This is a genomic window from Streptomyces melanogenes (assembly GCF_014649795.1).
GTDB classification, from domain to species: Bacteria; Actinomycetota; Actinomycetes; order Streptomycetales; family Streptomycetaceae; genus Streptomyces; species Streptomyces noboritoensis.
Genome location: NZ_BMTS01000055.1, coordinates 1 through 15516, shown reverse-complemented (window position 1 = coordinate 15516; position 15516 = coordinate 1). Strand labels below are relative to the sequence as shown.

Sequence of the window (15516 nt, the reverse complement as noted above, 5' to 3'; positions counted from 1 at the left end):
TGATCGCCCACCTGGACGCCCAGGCCCGTCTCAACACCCTGGCCCTGGACCCGTCCAACGGCTACCGCCCCACCGGCACCCCGACCTGGTCCGCCCACCCGACCGTGGACGACGCCACCCCCTCCGCAGTCCCGCTCAGGAGGGTGTCGCCACTCGGTTGGTCTGGACGTGTCAGCGATCTTGTGTAAGTCGGCTGGTGTCGTTGGATGCTGAGCCGGTCCTCGCGGAACAGTGAGAACTGGTTCAGTGCCTCTTGTCGGCCGGGCGCGGCTATCCGGCGAAGAGCGGCTCGCCGATGATGTCGCGTCCGGTGCGCGCGGCCAGCCAGCATGCTCGTTGCAGGTCCTGGCTCTGCACGTGAACGTAGACGGTGTGGTCGTCCGACGGCTGCTCCAGGTGGAGCCCGCGGCAGTTGATGGTGATCTCTACCGATCCGTATCCGCCGGTGTAGTGGGGCCGACCCAGTTCCGGCATCGCGGGCCACTTCAGGGGCCACCATTCCAGTGAGGCCGGATTGCTCCCCACCGAGGCGAGCAGCGCGTCCTCCACGCTCCCCATCGGCGCCTCCTCCAGGCCGCCCGTCCCACGGCGGAAAGGCCGGAGGGCGCTTTGATCGCCACGGTTGCCCCCGAGTCGTACGACGGGCTCGGAGTCCCGGTCATGGACCTCAACAGCTGACCACCCCACTTGGGCGGATCTCACCAAGGGATGGCCCCCGAGTGCTGGAAGGACACCAAGACCCAGATCGCCAAGGGGAGGAGGATCAGGATGAGGCAACCCAGTGCCTTGGCCCAAGTGGCGGACTGTCCTTGTGGTTCAGGTGGCATGCTGCACCAGGGTTTCGTCATAGCGCAGGGCGCATGCTCGAACGCAGGTGGGATCCCAGCATGGTTGATGCCGTGACGACCTTGCAGGTCTCTGCCAGGTCTTGCAGACGCGCCTGGCGCTTGCCGAGCTGATGGCCTGTTGGTGCGATGCGACTGGCGACTCGGCGGCCAAGCGCTTGGCCCCGTATGAACACCGATCCGCGATTCGGCGTGTTGAAGCCGATCTGACAGGGCGAGCCGACGCTGTGGCGCCGATCCGAGGGGGCATCGAGGACTTCCTGAAGCGATTCTCCGCCGTCGGCCGGCGTTGTCTCGCAGGTTGGGGCGGGGCGGCTGGCCTGGGCGCCCTTGGTGAGCCAGCCGCCCTTTGCGGGCCGGGACTGTCAGGCCGGTTCGGTGTCCGCGGACTGGCCGGTGGTGAGGTGGCGCAGGCTGATGGCTTCGCGCTCGTTCGCGCTGTCGATGCCGAAGTGGATGCCCTGGCCGGGTTCGCGGATGACGATCTGGTCGGGTACCGCGTCGAAGAGGACGAGGAGCACATCGGGGGCCGGGTGCGTGCGGCGCAGGGCGGTGACGGGTCGGCCGTCGCGTGTTGCGGTGAGGTCGAGGGCCGGCGCGTCCTGTACGAGCGGGGAGTTGAGCAGAACGGCTGCCGCGGGGGTCTCGGTGTGGGAAGCGCGGGTGACGGCTTGGTCGAGGTAGGGGGCCAGGTCGGCGTCCGTGGCAGTGTGGATGCCGGTGGACTCTGCGCCTTCGACCAGGGCTGAGATCCAGGCGGGGTCGATGCTGAAGAGGCGCAGGGACTCCGGCGCCAGGAGGCGCCCATCGGGCACGAGGTGGGACAAGGGGATGCCTCGCAGGAGGGTGAGGTCGTCCAGCCATGCGGCGAGTGGGGCGCTGCGCTGGTCGGCGGTGGCGGCGAGGACTTCCTGGGCGCGGCTCTGTTCGGAGTCGGCCGGGGTCTCACCAACAGCGGGCGCAGCGGACATGCCTGTCAAGTCGGCTGCGCGGAACGCGAGTTCCCGGCGGGCTCGCACGATGTCCGCACTGTAGTCGGGGTCGGCGAGGGCGATGGTCCGGCCCAGGGTCCACGCGGCGGCGTAGCTGACGTCGAACAGGCCGTGCTCGGGCTCGTAGATGAGGGCGTGGTCGGCGGTGGTGGAACCGGCCGGCGGCAGGTCGGGAGCGGTCGCCGGTGTGAACGGGCCGCGATACCACCCATAAGCAGCCTCGCCGGTGACTGTGCGGAGCTGTACGGGAACGTAACCGCGGTCCAGGCGTTCCTTGGCGTCCGGGCCGGAACCGATCCGTGTGCCGGGCACCGGCGCGGTGTCCGGGGCCAGGAGAAGCGGCCCGGATCGGGCTGCGGATTCACTGAGGCCGGAGACCGCCGCGTTGTGCAGCAGCCCCGCCACGTCCAGCGCCGCGTCCGGGACGTGGGTGAAGGACCAGGAGTGCAGGCTGGCCAGCCGCACCAGCCGGGTGTCGGCAGGCAGGATGCGCTCATAGCCGTTCAGGGACACCAGGTGCACGGCGTAGGAGCCGGGGGCGCGCGGGAAGCGCCGTGCCGTGACCACCGCGTACTCGCCCCCGGCGAGACTCTCGTCGCCGTCGCGCAGGCCAGGGGCGGTCACGCTGCGTACGTGCGCGAGGCGCGACGCTTCCTCGCGGGGAACGAGGGCGTGGAAGAGCTCGGCGGGCACATCGATCGTGCGGCATGCGACGACCTCGGACGGTTCGCTCGTCTCCGGCCCCAGCGTTGCCGTCTCGGCCGGCCGGAGCAGCTTGGCGACGGTGCGCATCGTGGTCCGGCCACTGGCCTCCGGATCATCAGGCAGTTCGTTCTCCGCGAAGACCAGGAGCGCCAGCCACGGGCCGGAACCCGCTTCCGATCGGGTCACGGTCCGCTCCCACGGCAGGACCGCCCGGTCGAGCGTGATGTGCGGGAGGACGGCTGTGTAGTTGCCCGCCTGAGCTGCCGGCGGATATACGGCGTGTACGGACGACTCGTCGAGAACGAAGCGAACCGCGCTACCCGCCTGATCAGCTTCACCGCTCACGTCTGGTTCTCCCTGGATGTCGGCGTGACGACCGGCCATCTCACTGGCCGCTGGGCGTGTAGCTGTCCACGGCAGGGCACCGCCAAGCATCCGTAACGGGCGAGCCGCCAAATCCGGCCAACCGTCGAAGAACCGGAGGGAACGTCTCCCCGGCAGCCTTCATCGCCGGGAGGGGGAGGCGCCCTGACCGCGGACCATCCGCTTTCACCACTCGTGGAGCGGGCCACACGGCCCCGGCGCCGACCATGGCCAGCGCCTCCTGCCAGTACGTGGGCATCGAAGCCACCCGAGGGGGCGGCGGCATGGCGCCATGGTGCGAAACCGTCGCCACCGCCGCCCACCCTCCGACCCAGCCCTTGCTTCACCTATCGAGATTCGATAGATTCCCATCGTAGATCGATAGGAAGATGGGTCATGGGAAAGCTGACAGTGCGCGCGCTGCGCGCCGTGCTCGTGGTGGTGCTCGCCGGCACCGTGTTCGTACAGGCGGGGATGGCGTGGGCGTTGGTCAGTGGGAGTGATCCGGAGGACGGGACGCTCCCGCTGACCGCGCTGCGCGTGATCACGATCCTGGGCATGGCGTCGGCCCAGGTCGCCCTGGTCTGTGTGTGGCGGCTGGTGGCGATGGTGCGACGCGGCACCGTGTTCTCCTATGCCGCCTTCCGGTACGTGGACGGCGTGATCGGCGCGATCGTGGCGGCCGCCCTCGTGTGGTTCGCGGTCACGGCCGTCAACGCGCCGGGCCAGCGGGACGATCCGGGCGTCACCGTGATCATGGGCGGGATCGGCGTGGCCATCCTGGGAGTCGCGCTCATCGTGCTCGTCCTGCGGATGCTGCTCGCCCAGGCCGTCGCCCGCGACGTCGAAGCGGCGCAGATGCAGGCCGAGCTGGACGAGGTGATCTGATGGCGATCGCCGTCGACATCGACGTCATGCTGGCCAAACGCAAGATGTCGGTGGGCGAGCTCGCGGACCGCATAGGGATCACGCCCGCCAACCTGGCGGTACTCAAGAACGGCCGCGCCAAGGCGGTGCGCTTCGCGACGCTCGCCGCGCTGTGCGAGGTGCTGGAGTGCCAGCCGGGCGACCTGCTGCGCTGGGAGGCCGAGGACGCCGCGGGCGCATGAACCGTGCCTGGCGACGCGTCATCGCCGGTCCCGCTTGCCTTTGGCCAACTCCCTCTCAACGGTGCCGTTCTTACCTGTTTCCGACGATCGTCGAGACGTTCACGGAACCCTGTGTGTCGGCGGGGGCGATGTGCCAGGTGCCTCGGGTCAGGTCGAGCGTTGCTATATGGTCGGCATGCGCGGGTGGTTGCTGGCCGAGTCGCCATGGCTGCGGCAGAGCGGACAGGCGGATGGTCGCCAGGGTTGCCGAGGTGGCCTCAACGGATCCGATCCAGTGGGGGTGTTCGCGGATCAGCCGGTCTGTCGTCGCGGTGTCCGGTTCGGGGATCCTCACCGAGGACGTTTCACCGGCGTTGGCGAGTGCGGAACCGGCCAGCAGGGCCAGCAGACGGCTCAGGACCCGTGCGGGCATGGTGGGATCGGTCGACTCGATCGTCAGGTAGCAGTCGTCGTGCCCGGAAAACCAGAGGTGCGAGCCCTCGATGCGGGGGAGGAGCGGCTCGTCGAAGGCGGTTGTTCCGATGGCCAGAGTGATCTCGTCGAGCTGGGCCGGGCTCGGCGCTGTCGGTACGTCGATGAGGGACAGCTCGTACGGGTACCAACTGCCGTCCAGGAACCGGGGCAGACCGTCGCGGTGCATCACCAGGATCTCCTCACCGAGTCCCGGGGCGTCAGAAGCCCACGCCCCGATCGGGTGAGTGGTGAAGTCGACTCCCTGTTCCGCGGCGATCAACGACGGCCGCCACTGCTGGAAGTCCTCGTCCAGGAAGCTGTTCGTCGCCAGGTCCACGACGAGGAACGTGTCGTTCGCCGAGCGCGCGAGTATGTCGGCCAACTCGCCGGCCTGGGCCGCCGAAGCATCGATCTGCCACGAACCGCCGGTTTCACGAACGGTGAAACTCAGCGGGAACGGCAGACGATCCACCCCGACGCAGTTGACGGTGAAGGCCCCATCGCGCCCAACCTCGATCATTTCCGCATCCCCCTGTGGACCCTATGGACCCTGTGGACTCGCCTACCGCTCTGACCTGCACAGATCATCATCTGCCGTCGCCCGGGGCAAGCCGCAGCCTGAGCCCACCAGTCGTACGCCGTCGCGGGGCTTGCCGGGTTTCACGCTGAGGTGGCCGGCGGGGGTGCGGTGTTCTTCGCCGCGTTGGGGTGGACCGCGTCGCGCAGGGTACGCAGGTCGGTGACCAGGTGGTTGAGCTCTTCGGGGGTGTAGAGGCTGGTGAACCAGCGCTCGATGTCGTCGAGGTGGTCGGCGAGCACTCCGCGCAGCCGGTCGGTGCCTTCGGTGGTGAGTACGGCGTAGGTGCTGCGCCGGTCGTCGGGGCTTGATTCGCGGCGTACGAGATCGCCGCGTTGCAGACGGTCGACGACCCGGGTGACGCCGCTGGTGGACAGGAACAACTGGGCGGCCAGATCGGTCATCCGCAGCCGCCCTCCCGGTGAGCGGGTCAGCCGCATCAGGGCGCCGAAGTCCAGAGGGGAGAGCCCCGCTTTGGCCATGGTCGGTGCCAGCTTCGCGATCAGCCCTTCGTGGGCCTCGAAGAACAGGCCGGTCACGGTCAGGCGGGGGTCGTCGAAGACATCGGCATCCATGTCTCTCATCCTAGCCCCAAATATTTGCTGCGCGGATAGTTGACGCGCGGACGATCTTGCCGGTAGAAAATTGGCTGCCGCGAGGATATTCCTCACGGCAACTAAATGGGTTGCGTCGGCCGCTGATCGGCTGCGCGGCCCCACCCCGTCATGCCCAAGCCACGAGGAGAACCCACCCTGATGACCGCCTCCACCCAGCCCCAGCGTCCCGTCCTGGTCCGCGCCGAGCAGGCCGAGTCCCTGCAGGACGGCGCCACCAGCCTGATCACCCTGCTGGCCGACGCGGGCGACACGGGCGGCGCGCTCACCGCCAACAAGGCCACGTTCGAGAAGGGTTCGCCGGGCGCCCCCGCGCACTTCCACACGAAGGCGACGGAGATGTTCCTCGTGCTCGACGGCACGATGCGCATCCTCGTCCAGGACGAGGTGCACACGCTGGAGAAGGGCGACTTCCTCACCGTGCCGCCCACGGTGCCGCACGCCTTCGCGCCCGCGCCGGGCAGCACCGCCGAGCTGCTCGTCGTCTTCACGCCGGGCCTGCACCGCTTCGACTACTACCGGCTGCTGGAGCGCGTGTACCGCGGCGAGGCGACCGTCCAGGAGATCAAGGACAGCTCGCAGACGTACGACAACCACTACTTCGACAGCCCGGTGTGGCAGGCCTCGCTGGCCGAGGCCGCCGCGTACGGCACCGGCAGCTGAGCAACTCCGCCAGCCCAGCCACCCCCACCAGCCCTACCAACCCCACCCCGCTTCCCCCCCCACATGCTCACACCGACAAACCCCTTACCCGCCCAGAGAGTTGGCTCCGCCATGCCCGAAACCGCGCCCGAGCGCACCACGACACCACCGCACCGCCGTCTGGGACTCACCCTCGCCCTGCTGGCGTTCGCCCAGCTGGTCATCTCCATCGACTACAACATCGTCTACGTCGCCCTCCCCGAGATCGGCTCCGGACTCGGCTTCTCCGCGCAGAGCCTGCAGTGGGTGATCAGCGCCTACGCGGTCGCCTTCGGCGGGTTCCTGCTGCTCGGCGGCCGGGCGAGCGACCTGTTCGGGCCGCGCCGCATGTTCGCGCTCGGCCTGGCCCTCTACGCCGCCTCCTCGCTGCTCGGCGGCCTGGCCACCGACCCCGGAACGCTCATCGCGGCGCGCGCCGTGCAGGGCATCGGCGGCGCCTTCCTCTTCCCCGCCACCCTGACCCTGGTCTCCACCAGCTTCGCCGAAGGCAAGGAGCGCAACAGGGCGTTCGCCGTCTGGGGCACAGCGGGCGGCAGCGGGATGATCCTCGGCTCCCTCCTCGGAGGCGTGCTGACCGACGCGTTCGGCTGGCAGGCGGTCTTCTACGTCAACGTCCCCCTCGCCGGCGCGGCCGCGCTGCTCGCCTTCAAGCTGATCGCCCCCGATGCGCCGCGCACCGGCGACCGCTCCTCGTTCGACCTGGCGGGGGCGCTCACCTCCACGGTCGGCATCACCGCGCTGGTCTTCACGCTCGTCCAGGGCCCCGAGTCCGGCTGGACCTCCCCGCTCGTACTCGCCGCCGCGCTCTCCGGCGTACTGCTGCTCGCCACGTTCATCGCGGTCGAAATACGCAGCACCCACCCGCTCCTGCCGCTGGAGCTGTTCCGCAACCGCAACCTGGCGGTCGGCAGCGTCATCACGTTCCTCTACATGGGCACCTTCGGTACCCTGCTGTACTTCCTCACCGTGTACTTCCAGAGCGTGCACGGGTACGGCCCGATGACCACCGGCCTCGCCTTCCTCGTCCCGATGGTCGCCATCGCGACCGGCGCGCAGACCGCGGGCCGCCTCGCCACCAAGTACGGCATCCGACCGGTCATGATCGCGGCGCTGGCCGTGGGCGGGGCCGGCACCGTGCTGGTCGCCCTGACGATGTCGACCGGGGCGTCCTACCTCGCCCTGGTGCCGGGCCTGATCGTGCTGGGCATCGGCCAGGGCGCCGGCTACACCCTGATGTTCGGCGCCGCGGCGCTCGGCGTACTCGCCGAGGAACAGGGCATCGCCTCCGGCGTCGCCTCGACCAGCCAGCAGATCGGCGGCGCGGTCGGCCTCGCACTCCTCGTCGCCGTAGCCAACTCCGGCCTCGACGGCCTCACCGGCGAAGCACTCCGCTCGGCGACCACCGACGGCCTGCGCAAGGCGGTCCTCATCGCGGTCGCCGGCATCGCCCTCACCGCCCTGACCGCCCTCGGCCTGCGCAAGCCCGCACCGCGCGAAGTCGGCAAGCACACCACCGCCGAGTCCCGCCCCGTGGTCCACGTCTGATCCCGCTGTCCCTATGTTCGAGAGGCCACTCCGGCGCAGGCGGAGTGGCCTCTCGAACGTGTGAGAACAGGGGGGATCAGCGCTCGGGCCGTGTCGGCCTGCGGGCGCATGGATCAGCCTCGGCTCTCGCGGCTGGAGTGTTACGCCACCTCCCCCTCCCACGACCGGCAGGCCGGGCCCCGCACCGCACCCCCTCCTTCCCCACCCACTTGCCGCACCAGGTATCTTGCATCGCATGGAACCAGGTGATTCGACCAAGCAGGCCCGGGCGGCGGCCCAACTGCGCAAGGGGGTCCTGGAGTACTGCGTACTCGCCCTGATGCGGGACCGCCCCCGCTACGGCGTGGAACTCCTCCAGGCCCTGGAGGCCTCCGGTGCCCTGGCCACCAGCCAGGGCACGGTCTATCCGCTGCTCTCCCGGCTGCGCCGCGACGACCTGGTCACCACCACCTGGCAGGAGTCCGCCTCGGGCCCACCGCGCCGCTACTACGCGCTCACCGACAGCGGCCGGGCGGCCCTGGAGGAGTTCACCCGTATCTGGCCCGGCTTCCGCGACGCCGTCGACGCTTTCCTGACCACCCCGCCCCCCACCACCGGAGACCTCGCATGAAGACCTCGACCGACCCCATACGCGACTACCTGCGCGCCGTCGAACGCGAGGCCTGCGCACTCCCCGCCGAGCGCCGCCAGGAACTCCTCGCCGACCTCGCCGAACACATCGAGGTGACCCGCGCCGAACGCCCCGACACCGCGATCGCCACGGTCCTGACCGAGCTCGGGGACCCCCGCACGATCGCGCAGACGGCACTGGCCGAGTCGGTCGAGGCGGGCCTCGGGCCCGCCGGGGCACCCGCTCGCAGCGGCGCCGACGCCCCCGCCCGGCGCGGCAAGGTGCACCCCCTGGTCCCCCTCCTCATGCTCACCCTCTCGCTGCCCTTCATGATGATCTTCCCCGACCTCCCCGGCCCGCTGATCGGCGTCCTGTTCCGCATCACCGGCGCGGTACTTCTGTGCACGTCGGTCCACTGGACCGCCGTCCAGAAGACCACCGGCGTACTGGTCACGGCCGTCCTGCCGACCGTCGTCATCGGCGCCTGGAACCTGTCCAGCAGCGGCCCGGCGGGCGACACCCCCGCTCTCCTGGCCAACCTGGCGATGCTCGCCCTGCTGACCGGCACGGCCACATGGCTGTGGCGAGCCCGCCAGGCCTGAGCGCGGGGCCGGTGAAGTGCGGCATCCGGGGCGTCGTTTTCCTGGGTTTTCGAGGTGATCGCCCGATCTCAGTGGCGTCTCGGAAGGGTACGTATGGTGACTCTTGGTGATAATCGGGCGTCCCGAGGGTGAGCCGTCCCATAGGACCTATGTCACGTACGAGCGGGCTTCGTAGCTCCACGGCTTGCCGCACCCCCGTCCTTACATAGGCTCCCACCTGCACAAATCACTCTCCAGCGGCGCCGGGGGCGTTGGTGGTGTGCTGCGAGGCCCGCTAGTAGGTGGGGTCGTTGCCAGGCGGGCGGGACGCCGGTAGAACTGGATGAGTCGCCGAGCGGCCCGGGTGTTTCTCCCCGCCGCTGGTGAATCCCTCTCTTTTACGTGAGTGGCTCACGCATGCCTGTGGCGTGCCGCGATGGTCCTTGTTCCCGTTGGAAGGCTTCTCTGTGTCCCAGTCCGTCATCCGCCGTATCGCCGCTTCGAAGAAGACCCTCGCGGGTGCCGTCGTCGCCCTGGGTGCCGCCGGTTCGATGCTCGCCACCGTTCCCGCTCAGGCGGCTCCGGTGAGTGCGAAGGCGATAGCCCAGCAGATGATCAAGGACCCGGCGCAGTTCGCGGCGTTCAACAACATCGTTTCGCGTGAGAGTGGCTGGGACCACACCGCCACGAACTCCTCCTCGGGCGCCTATGGCCTGGTGCAGGCTCTGCCGGCGTCGAAGATGGCTTCGGCGGGTGCGGACTGGAAGACGAATCCGGCCACCCAGATCAAGTGGGGCCTGGACTACATGAACGACCGCTACGGCAGCCCCGTGGGCGCCTGGAACTTCTGGCAGACCCACCACTGGTACTAAGCCACCAGCGGCAGCAGACACACACGAAGACGCTCGACCGGGAATACCCGGCCGAGCGTCTTCGCGTATGCGGAGGCGCGGCGCCTGCCACCCGCCGAGCCGGCCCGGCGCGCGGAGCCCGGTGCAGCGTCGGACGTCAGCGCTCCCGGACCGCGCTAGGCTGCGCCCCTGGTAAGGGGGCGCAGCCCCACACGGGTGCCGGTTCGGCTCAGGCGGCGTTGGCCTTTATCGTCTTGGTGATCCAGTTCAGGTAGGCGGGTGCGCTGGTGTAGAGGCCGGGGCCCCCGGAGCACGGGACCTTCGGGGCGCCGGGCCCGGAGGTGACGCCGATCAGCTCCCAGCGGCCACCTCGGCCCTTCTGGATCTGCGGCCCGCCGGAGTCGCCGAAGCAGGCCATGGCGTTCGGCTTGGTGCTGATCGTGCACAGGCGGGTGCGGTCCGCGTAGCCGGGCGCACACTCGGACACGGCGCCCCTGCGGGTGTTCAGCTCCTGCAGCCGGTCGGGGAAGGCGAGTTCGGTGTCGCTGGTGGTGCCGAAGCCCAGGAGCCGGGTGGGGGTGCCGGGCTTCCCGGGCTCGTCGGCGATCTTGATGGGCTTCTGGGTGACCGGGCGGTCCAGGCGTATCAGCGCGATGTCGTTCTTGTTGGCGGCCTTGTTGTCGCCGTTGACGTAGCCGGGGTGGACGAAGGACCGGTCGATCTTGCGGACGGTGCCGCCGGACTTGCGGTGGTCGGTGCCGATGCGCACGATGCCGTCGAGTTCGATGCCCTCGACCGCGAGGCAGTGGGCCGCGGTCAGCACCCACTGCTTGTCGATCAGCGATGCCCCGCAGTTCCCGTCGACCAGGCCCTGCGACGGCGCCGACTCCGGGATGACCGCCATGAAGGGGTAACTCTCGCTGGAATCGGACCCGTTGACGATGGCGGTGGCGCTACCGGCCATCACGGTGGTGCAGACCGCGACGGCGAGGGCGCCGACGGCGGCGGTACGGACGGTACGGCGGCGCGATGGCTTGAGACTCAGCACAGAGGGTTCCCTTGTTGCTCGGTGGATCTTGTGCGCTCAGCCTCGCCGCACCAGGCCGGCCAGACCATCCGGCCAACAGGCCGGTCGACCCTGCGGCCAGCCCTACCTCGGCACGGGGGAAACTCGGAGGTGAGTCGGGTGTGTCCAGCCAAGGGCCCTGTCTCACTTTCGGTGGTGCCACGGGGCAGACAGAAGGAGCCATACGCTCCGGGCAGACCTCAACGGCTCGCCTGAGCCCACCCGCTGACCGGGGCCTGCCGTGCCGGGGCAAACATCCCGGGTGATTCCCTGAAGGCCCGGGCCCGGCTCCCTGGTGAGCGGCGCTCGCGGGCCGTCCGGGCGCTGGATCGCACTACCGAGCGTCGGTGCGCGCGCCTCATATTTTCAGCCAAAATCGTGCGCACACTTCAAGCGTCGGTGGTGGTGGCGCCCCGAGCGTGGACGGTACCTTCCCCCGGCTCTCACGCCATCCGGCGGACCCTCGCGCTCGACCTGGTCCCGCCCGGTTGCCCCGTATATCGGCGACCGGGCGGAGAGGAGCCTTTGATGTATGCGATTCCCCTGCGTCGTGGCATGGCCTGGGTGGCCGCCGTGGCGTTCATGTCCATCGGGGTGGTCGGGCTTTCGGCCACGACCGCTTCAGCCCTGCCCGCACAGTGCACGGGCGCGGAGACCAACGGCAACGACACCATCAACTGCCTGTTCCTGCTGCCCGGCCAGACGATCAACAGTCTCGGTGGCAACGACACGATCACCATCGTGCTGAACGCCAGTGGCAATGTGGACTCCGGCGCCGGCAACGACTTCATCTCCGCGGGCAGCGTGGACGGCGCGGCGTTCGACACCGGGATCGGTGACGACACGGTCCAAGTCCTCGGCAACTCCCTCGGGACGATCAGTACGGGCGCCGGTGACGACCGTGTCACCGTGACAGGCAACGACTCCGGCAACATCGACACCGCCGGCGGCGTCGACCGTGTCACTGTTCTCGGCACGGTGCTCGCGGACGATATGCATCTCGGCTCCGGAGCGGACTTCGCCAACCTCAGCACCGTCACCCTCAGCGACGCCGCCAGCATCCACGGCGACGACGGTGACGACACCCTCACCGTCGGCGTCTGCACCCTGAGCACACTGGCGGGCGAGGGCGGCGGCGACACCATCGACGTCGTCGACTCCAACGACTGCACGGTCGCGGGCGGGGCGGGCAACGACAACCTCCACGTAGGCGCGGAGGCCACCGGCACCGTGGACGGCGGTGGCGGCACGGACACCTGCTCCGAGGACCTGCCCTTCTTCGGGACGGAGAGCGGCTGCGAGATCTGAGCCCGAGCCCGGCCCGGTGGCCTCCGCCCCGCCCCGTGCGGTGTCGCAGGGGCCACCGGCCCCGGGTTTTCGCCGAAGTCGAGCTCAGGGCCCGGGCTGCGGACCCCACCCCCTGCGCATTCAGCGCGCCGCCGGCCCGGTATCCGGGGGGCTGATGCGTGGCGTCGGTCATATCGCTTCATCTTCGGGTGGGCGAACTGGATCCAGGCAGCCGAGAGGGGCGGTGCTCGCCCAACTGCCGCTCTGTGCCACCGACCGTCTGCGGTGCTGGGAGCGGTGGTCTTGCCGCCATCGTGGGATCGTGAGCCGGCCTGACCGTACGGGCCCGTCAGCGGATGACGGTGATTTCGGGGAGGGGCTGTGACCATGTGCCCTGCTCGGCGACGAGGGCCTGGCGGGCGCACGCGCAACGGCTGGTATTACTGGGGCATGCAGGAAGAGACGGCACGCTCCGCGATCGACATGTTCATCTCCGCGTTCAACGCCTCGGACGACAGCTATGTCACCGCCCTGCTCTCCCAGGCCCTGACCCCAGACGTGGTGTTCTGGGGGCCGTTGGGCCGCAGCGAAGGAATCGCGGCGGTCGAGCGCTTCGTGCTGGACATCCGGCGCCACCCGGCGGGGACCGGCACGATGGTGCGCTGCTCAGCGGTGGACATGCCCGACGAGTGGGCCCGGTACCAGTGGGTGTTCACCACGCCGGGCGGAGGCCCCCGCCTGGCGGGAACGGACGTCGTCCATCTGCGGCGGAACCTCATCGACCAGGTCATCGTCTTCGCGGGAGAGATCGGGCCGCCCGTCTCCTGAGTCGTCCCGCTGTCGCTCTCGTGCACTTGTCCCTTTCGGCACTGAGGGGCTGCGGTTCACGGTCGGTCAGGTTGCGGCGAAGAGGGAGCGCCCGCCCCAGCGGATGCCCTTCTCGCTGCGGCTGCGGGCGCGTTCCTCGCGCGGGGCGGCCAGTACGGGGGCTCGCTGTCGGGCTCAGGACCAGCGCCACACGAACCGCGGCCTTCATCACGCCGGTCCAAGCCCAGACGATGGTGCGGGCCGTTGGTTTCGGCCGCTGCTGACGCGAACGGCTGGAAACCGGCAACGGCCGCGGAACGCGCACTGAGGCGTGAGCTACGCGGTCATCTCGGAGCCCGAGGCCCTCGCGCAGGCGGAGCAGTTCGCCGAGGACGACCCTGCGGGCGTGCGGCAGGTGTTCACCGCCGTCGACCGCCTCGCCGACGACCCGCGCCCCGAGGGAGCGTTCAGCGGCGCGGACGTGTTGCGCATCCACGTCGGCCGCTACCGCGTGAGGTACGAGGTGAGCGACCAGCAGATCCGCGTCAGCGTGATTCACCTCGGACGCCTGCGCCGAACACCACCACGGGCGAGCGCGACGCCGTGCCACGGTGAGGCGATCGGTCAGGAGCTCGGCTTCGATGACCGCCATCGTCGACAACATCCCCTTCGCGCAGGCGTCGTGGTTGTCCCACGCCACGTACCGGCCACCGCCTCCGGCACGAAGCGGTCCACGACTGAGAGCCGGCTCAGCGCCTCCGCGGCCGCCATCGCCACCACCTCGATCCGGTACGCGGCCCGCCGGTATCGCTCGGCGGACGTCCGGAACTCCTGGACCTCGGCCAGGGTGGACTCCACCACCGCGCCACCGTCGCGATGCTCCGCGGAGAGCCGGTCCCGCCCCACGTCGGAGTTCGGCTGCGCCGTGGTCCTGCTGGCGACCGACGGCACTGGTGCCGGAGGCGTGCCGCTTCGGGTGCCCGGTGCCCGAGGAGGCCCCGGCGTTCTCCCGGGCCCGGCCCGAACACCCTGGGCTTGAACATGTTCAAAAGGAGGTCTAGAGTCCTGACCACAGCTTCTTGAACACGTTCAAGAAGAGTCCGAGAAGGGGCGGGATCATGGACCTCACAGTTGTCTCGTACGTCATCTACCTGCTGATCAGCGTCAGCCTCACGGTCTGGGTGGCCCGTACGCTCAGCCGCAACGGCCGGATCTTCCTGGCCGACGTCCTGCACGGCGACGAGAAGCTCGCCGACGCCGTCAACCACCTGCTCGTCGTCGGCTTCTACCTGGTCAACCTCGGGTTCGTCGCGCTCTACCTGCAGGACGACACGACCATCGACAACGCCCGGGGGGTCTTCGAGGCCCTGTCGACGAAGCTCGGCGTGGTGCTGCTGGTCCTCGGCGTGATGCACCTGGGCAATGTGTACGCGCTCAACAAGTTCCGCCGCCGGGGCATCATGGAGCGGGAGCAGAACCCGCCGGTCCCGCCGCAGGACTTCACCGGCGGCCAGGGCCCCTGGGCCGCGCCGACCGGGGCCTGAGCCCGATGGCCACCGCAACCACCGCCGACCGGGGCGCCGCGCGCGTCCCGGTCCGCCGGCTCACGGTCCTCTACGACGCCGACTGCCCGCTCTGCGCCTTCCTGCGCGACTGGCTGGTGAAGCAGCGTCAACTGGTCCCGCTCGACCTGGTGCCCGCCGGGTCGGCCGAGGCCCGCCGCCGCTTCCCCCGGCTCGACCACGCGACCACCTTCGAGGAGATCACCGTCGTGGCCGACGGCGGTCAGGTCTACCGGGGCCCGGCCGCCTGGGTGGTGTGCCTGTGGGCGCTGCGCCAGTACCGGCCCATGGCCCACCGCCTGTCCACCCCGGCCGGGGCGCTGCTCGCGCGCGGCACGGTGATCGTCGCCTCCCGCTACCGCGAGGGCGAGCGGGACCGCCGGGTGGCGCGGGCGGGCGGCGGCGCCTACCAGCGCAAGGACGGGTGGACGTACGACCCGGGCAACGGCTGGCGCTACACCGGGCCCGGAGCCTGCGGCGGCACCTGTTCCGCGGCCGATTAGGTTCGTGCCGTGCCGGCAGAGAACCAGGTCCCGCAGAGCGAGCAGGGTCCCGCCAAGGGCGAGCAGACCCGCACCCTGATCCTGGAGACCGCGATGCGGTTGTTCCAGGAGCTGGGTTACGACAAGACGACCATGCGGGCCATCGCCAAAGAGGCCGGGGTCTCGGTCGGCAACGCGTACTACTACTTCGCGGGCAAGGAACACCTGATCCAGGGGTTCTACGACCGGATCGCCGCCGAGCACCAGGCGGCGGTCCGCGACGTCCTGGACCGCGAGAGCGATCTGGAGGCGCGCCTGGCGGGGGTGCTGCGTGCCTGGCTGGACATCGCGGCCCCCTACCACGA

The 15516-nt window shown here is 69.8% G+C and carries 19 protein-coding genes and 1 pseudogene; 14 read left to right on the top strand and 6 right to left on the bottom strand.

From position 1 onward, the window contains the following. Window positions 1-188, top strand: a 188-nt coding sequence (locus tag IE252_RS43795; RefSeq protein WP_229849153.1) for a hypothetical protein, incomplete at its 5' end; no start/stop codon positions are given. Between the two features lie 82 nt (window positions 189-270). On the opposite strand, the gene IE252_RS42140 is transcribed toward IE252_RS43795, so the two are convergent. Together IE252_RS42140 and IE252_RS42135 are read right to left on the bottom strand one after the other, a co-directional pair. Further along, complete coding sequence (locus tag IE252_RS42140; RefSeq protein ID WP_190094818.1) at window positions 271-558, bottom strand: hypothetical protein; 288 nt, start codon at window positions 556-558, stop codon at window positions 271-273. Between the two features lie 652 nt (window positions 559-1210). Then, window positions 1211-2887, bottom strand: coding sequence for a hypothetical protein (locus IE252_RS42135; protein WP_190094817.1), 1677 nt, complete (start codon window positions 2885-2887; stop codon window positions 1211-1213). Window positions 2888-3301: 414 nt separating this feature from the next. Between IE252_RS42135 and IE252_RS42130 the strand changes: the two genes are divergently transcribed. Continuing rightward, entirely contained in the window at window positions 3302-3793 is a 492-nt protein-coding gene (locus IE252_RS42130) for a DUF2975 domain-containing protein (RefSeq protein WP_190094816.1), read from the top strand. Continuing rightward, on the top strand, window positions 3793-4014 hold the full coding sequence (locus IE252_RS42125; RefSeq protein WP_190094815.1) for a helix-turn-helix domain-containing protein: 222 nt from the start codon (window positions 3793-3795) through the stop codon (window positions 4012-4014). The genes IE252_RS42130 and IE252_RS42125 overlap by 1 nt, the downstream gene beginning before the upstream one ends. Before the next feature lie 70 nt (window positions 4015-4084). On the opposite strand, the gene IE252_RS42120 is transcribed toward IE252_RS42125, so the two are convergent. Together IE252_RS42120 and IE252_RS42115 are read right to left on the bottom strand one after the other, a co-directional pair. Beyond that, window positions 4085-4987, bottom strand: a complete 903-nt coding sequence (locus IE252_RS42120; protein ID WP_190094814.1) for a hypothetical protein — start codon at window positions 4985-4987, stop codon at window positions 4085-4087. 140 nt (window positions 4988-5127) lie between these two features. Next, on the bottom strand, window positions 5128-5619 hold the full coding sequence (locus tag IE252_RS42115) for a MarR family winged helix-turn-helix transcriptional regulator (RefSeq protein ID WP_190094813.1): 492 nt from the start codon (window positions 5617-5619) through the stop codon (window positions 5128-5130). A 180-nt stretch (window positions 5620-5799) separates the two neighbouring features. On the opposite strand from IE252_RS42115, the gene IE252_RS42110 reads away from it, so the two are divergent. From IE252_RS42110 to IE252_RS42090, 5 genes are all read left to right on the top strand, one after another. Further along, entirely contained in the window at window positions 5800-6321 is a 522-nt protein-coding gene (locus IE252_RS42110) for a cupin domain-containing protein (RefSeq protein WP_190094812.1), read from the top strand. A gap of 111 nt (window positions 6322-6432) precedes the next feature. Beyond that, window positions 6433-7905 (top strand): MFS transporter, encoded by a 1473-nt coding sequence (locus tag IE252_RS42105; RefSeq protein WP_190094811.1) that lies wholly within the window; start codon window positions 6433-6435, stop codon window positions 7903-7905. 235 nt (window positions 7906-8140) lie between these two features. Then, on the top strand, window positions 8141-8515 hold the full coding sequence (locus tag IE252_RS42100; protein ID WP_190094810.1) for a PadR family transcriptional regulator: 375 nt from the start codon (window positions 8141-8143) through the stop codon (window positions 8513-8515). Further along, window positions 8512-9117, top strand: a complete 606-nt coding sequence (locus tag IE252_RS42095; RefSeq protein ID WP_190094809.1) for an HAAS signaling domain-containing protein — start codon at window positions 8512-8514, stop codon at window positions 9115-9117. Before IE252_RS42100 ends, IE252_RS42095 begins: the two co-directional genes overlap by 4 nt. A gap of 446 nt (window positions 9118-9563) precedes the next feature. Next, window positions 9564-9968: an aggregation-promoting factor C-terminal-like domain-containing protein gene (locus tag IE252_RS42090; RefSeq protein WP_190094808.1), complete on the top strand. Its 405-nt coding sequence runs from the start codon at window positions 9564-9566 to the stop codon at window positions 9966-9968. A 208-nt stretch (window positions 9969-10176) separates the two neighbouring features. Here the strand turns inward: IE252_RS42090 and IE252_RS42085 are convergent, their stop codons facing one another. Then, window positions 10177-10995 (bottom strand): S1 family peptidase, encoded by an 819-nt coding sequence (locus tag IE252_RS42085; RefSeq protein WP_190094807.1) that lies wholly within the window; start codon window positions 10993-10995, stop codon window positions 10177-10179. Between the two features lie 546 nt (window positions 10996-11541). On the opposite strand from IE252_RS42085, the gene IE252_RS42080 reads away from it, so the two are divergent. The 3 genes and pseudogenes from IE252_RS42080 to IE252_RS44210 form a co-directional block, all read left to right on the top strand. Then, window positions 11542-12321, top strand: coding sequence for a hypothetical protein (locus IE252_RS42080; RefSeq protein ID WP_190094806.1), 780 nt, complete (start codon window positions 11542-11544; stop codon window positions 12319-12321). A gap of 429 nt (window positions 12322-12750) precedes the next feature. Continuing rightward, entirely contained in the window at window positions 12751-13128 is a 378-nt protein-coding gene (locus IE252_RS42075) for a nuclear transport factor 2 family protein (RefSeq protein ID WP_190094805.1), read from the top strand. Between the two features lie 310 nt (window positions 13129-13438). Next, window positions 13439-13669, top strand: a pseudogene (locus IE252_RS44210) (type II toxin-antitoxin system RelE family toxin); the annotation flags it as partial. A 62-nt stretch (window positions 13670-13731) separates the two neighbouring features. Here IE252_RS44210 and IE252_RS42065 read toward each other — a convergent pair. After that, window positions 13732-13965, bottom strand: coding sequence for a zeta toxin family protein (locus IE252_RS42065; RefSeq protein WP_229849154.1), 234 nt, complete (start codon window positions 13963-13965; stop codon window positions 13732-13734). A gap of 260 nt (window positions 13966-14225) precedes the next feature. Between IE252_RS42065 and IE252_RS42060 the strand changes: the two genes are divergently transcribed. The 3 genes from IE252_RS42060 to IE252_RS42050 all read left to right on the top strand — a co-directional run. Next, a complete protein-coding gene (locus IE252_RS42060; RefSeq protein ID WP_190094804.1) occupies window positions 14226-14651 on the top strand; it encodes a hypothetical protein in 426 nt (141 codons plus the stop codon). Between the two features lie 5 nt (window positions 14652-14656). Beyond that, a complete protein-coding gene (locus IE252_RS42055) occupies window positions 14657-15172 on the top strand; it encodes a thiol-disulfide oxidoreductase DCC family protein (RefSeq protein WP_190094803.1) in 516 nt (171 codons plus the stop codon). A gap of 9 nt (window positions 15173-15181) precedes the next feature. After that, window positions 15182-15516: TetR/AcrR family transcriptional regulator (locus IE252_RS42050; RefSeq protein WP_190094034.1), on the top strand; the 335-nt coding region annotated here is incomplete at its 3' end.

Bases quoted from the DNA above. Each gene is read 5' to 3' on its own strand.
- IE252_RS42100 (WP_190094810.1), top strand. From the start codon at position 8,141: ATGGAACCAGGTGATTCGACCAAGCAGGCCCGGGCGGCGGCCCAACTG.
- IE252_RS42120 (WP_190094814.1), bottom strand. From the start codon at position 4,987: ATGATCGAGGTTGGGCGCGATGGGGCCTTCACCGTCAACTGCGTCGGG.
- IE252_RS42095 (WP_190094809.1), top strand. From the start codon at position 8,512: ATGAAGACCTCGACCGACCCCATACGCGACTACCTGCGCGCCGTCGAA.
- IE252_RS42130 (WP_190094816.1), top strand. From the start codon at position 3,302: ATGGGAAAGCTGACAGTGCGCGCGCTGCGCGCCGTGCTCGTGGTGGTG.
- IE252_RS42125 (WP_190094815.1), top strand. From the start codon at position 3,793: ATGGCGATCGCCGTCGACATCGACGTCATGCTGGCCAAACGCAAGATG.
- IE252_RS42110 (WP_190094812.1), top strand. From the start codon at position 5,800: ATGACCGCCTCCACCCAGCCCCAGCGTCCCGTCCTGGTCCGCGCCGAG.
- IE252_RS42075 (WP_190094805.1), top strand. From the start codon at position 12,751: ATGCAGGAAGAGACGGCACGCTCCGCGATCGACATGTTCATCTCCGCG.
- IE252_RS42055 (WP_190094803.1), top strand. From the start codon at position 14,657: ATGGCCACCGCAACCACCGCCGACCGGGGCGCCGCGCGCGTCCCGGTC.
- IE252_RS42060 (WP_190094804.1), top strand. From the start codon at position 14,226: ATGGACCTCACAGTTGTCTCGTACGTCATCTACCTGCTGATCAGCGTC.
- IE252_RS42080 (WP_190094806.1), top strand. From the start codon at position 11,542: ATGTATGCGATTCCCCTGCGTCGTGGCATGGCCTGGGTGGCCGCCGTG.
- IE252_RS42140 (WP_190094818.1), bottom strand. From the start codon at position 558: ATGGGGAGCGTGGAGGACGCGCTGCTCGCCTCGGTGGGGAGCAATCCG.
- IE252_RS42115 (WP_190094813.1), bottom strand. From the start codon at position 5,619: ATGGATGCCGATGTCTTCGACGACCCCCGCCTGACCGTGACCGGCCTG.
- IE252_RS42105 (WP_190094811.1), top strand. From the start codon at position 6,433: ATGCCCGAAACCGCGCCCGAGCGCACCACGACACCACCGCACCGCCGT.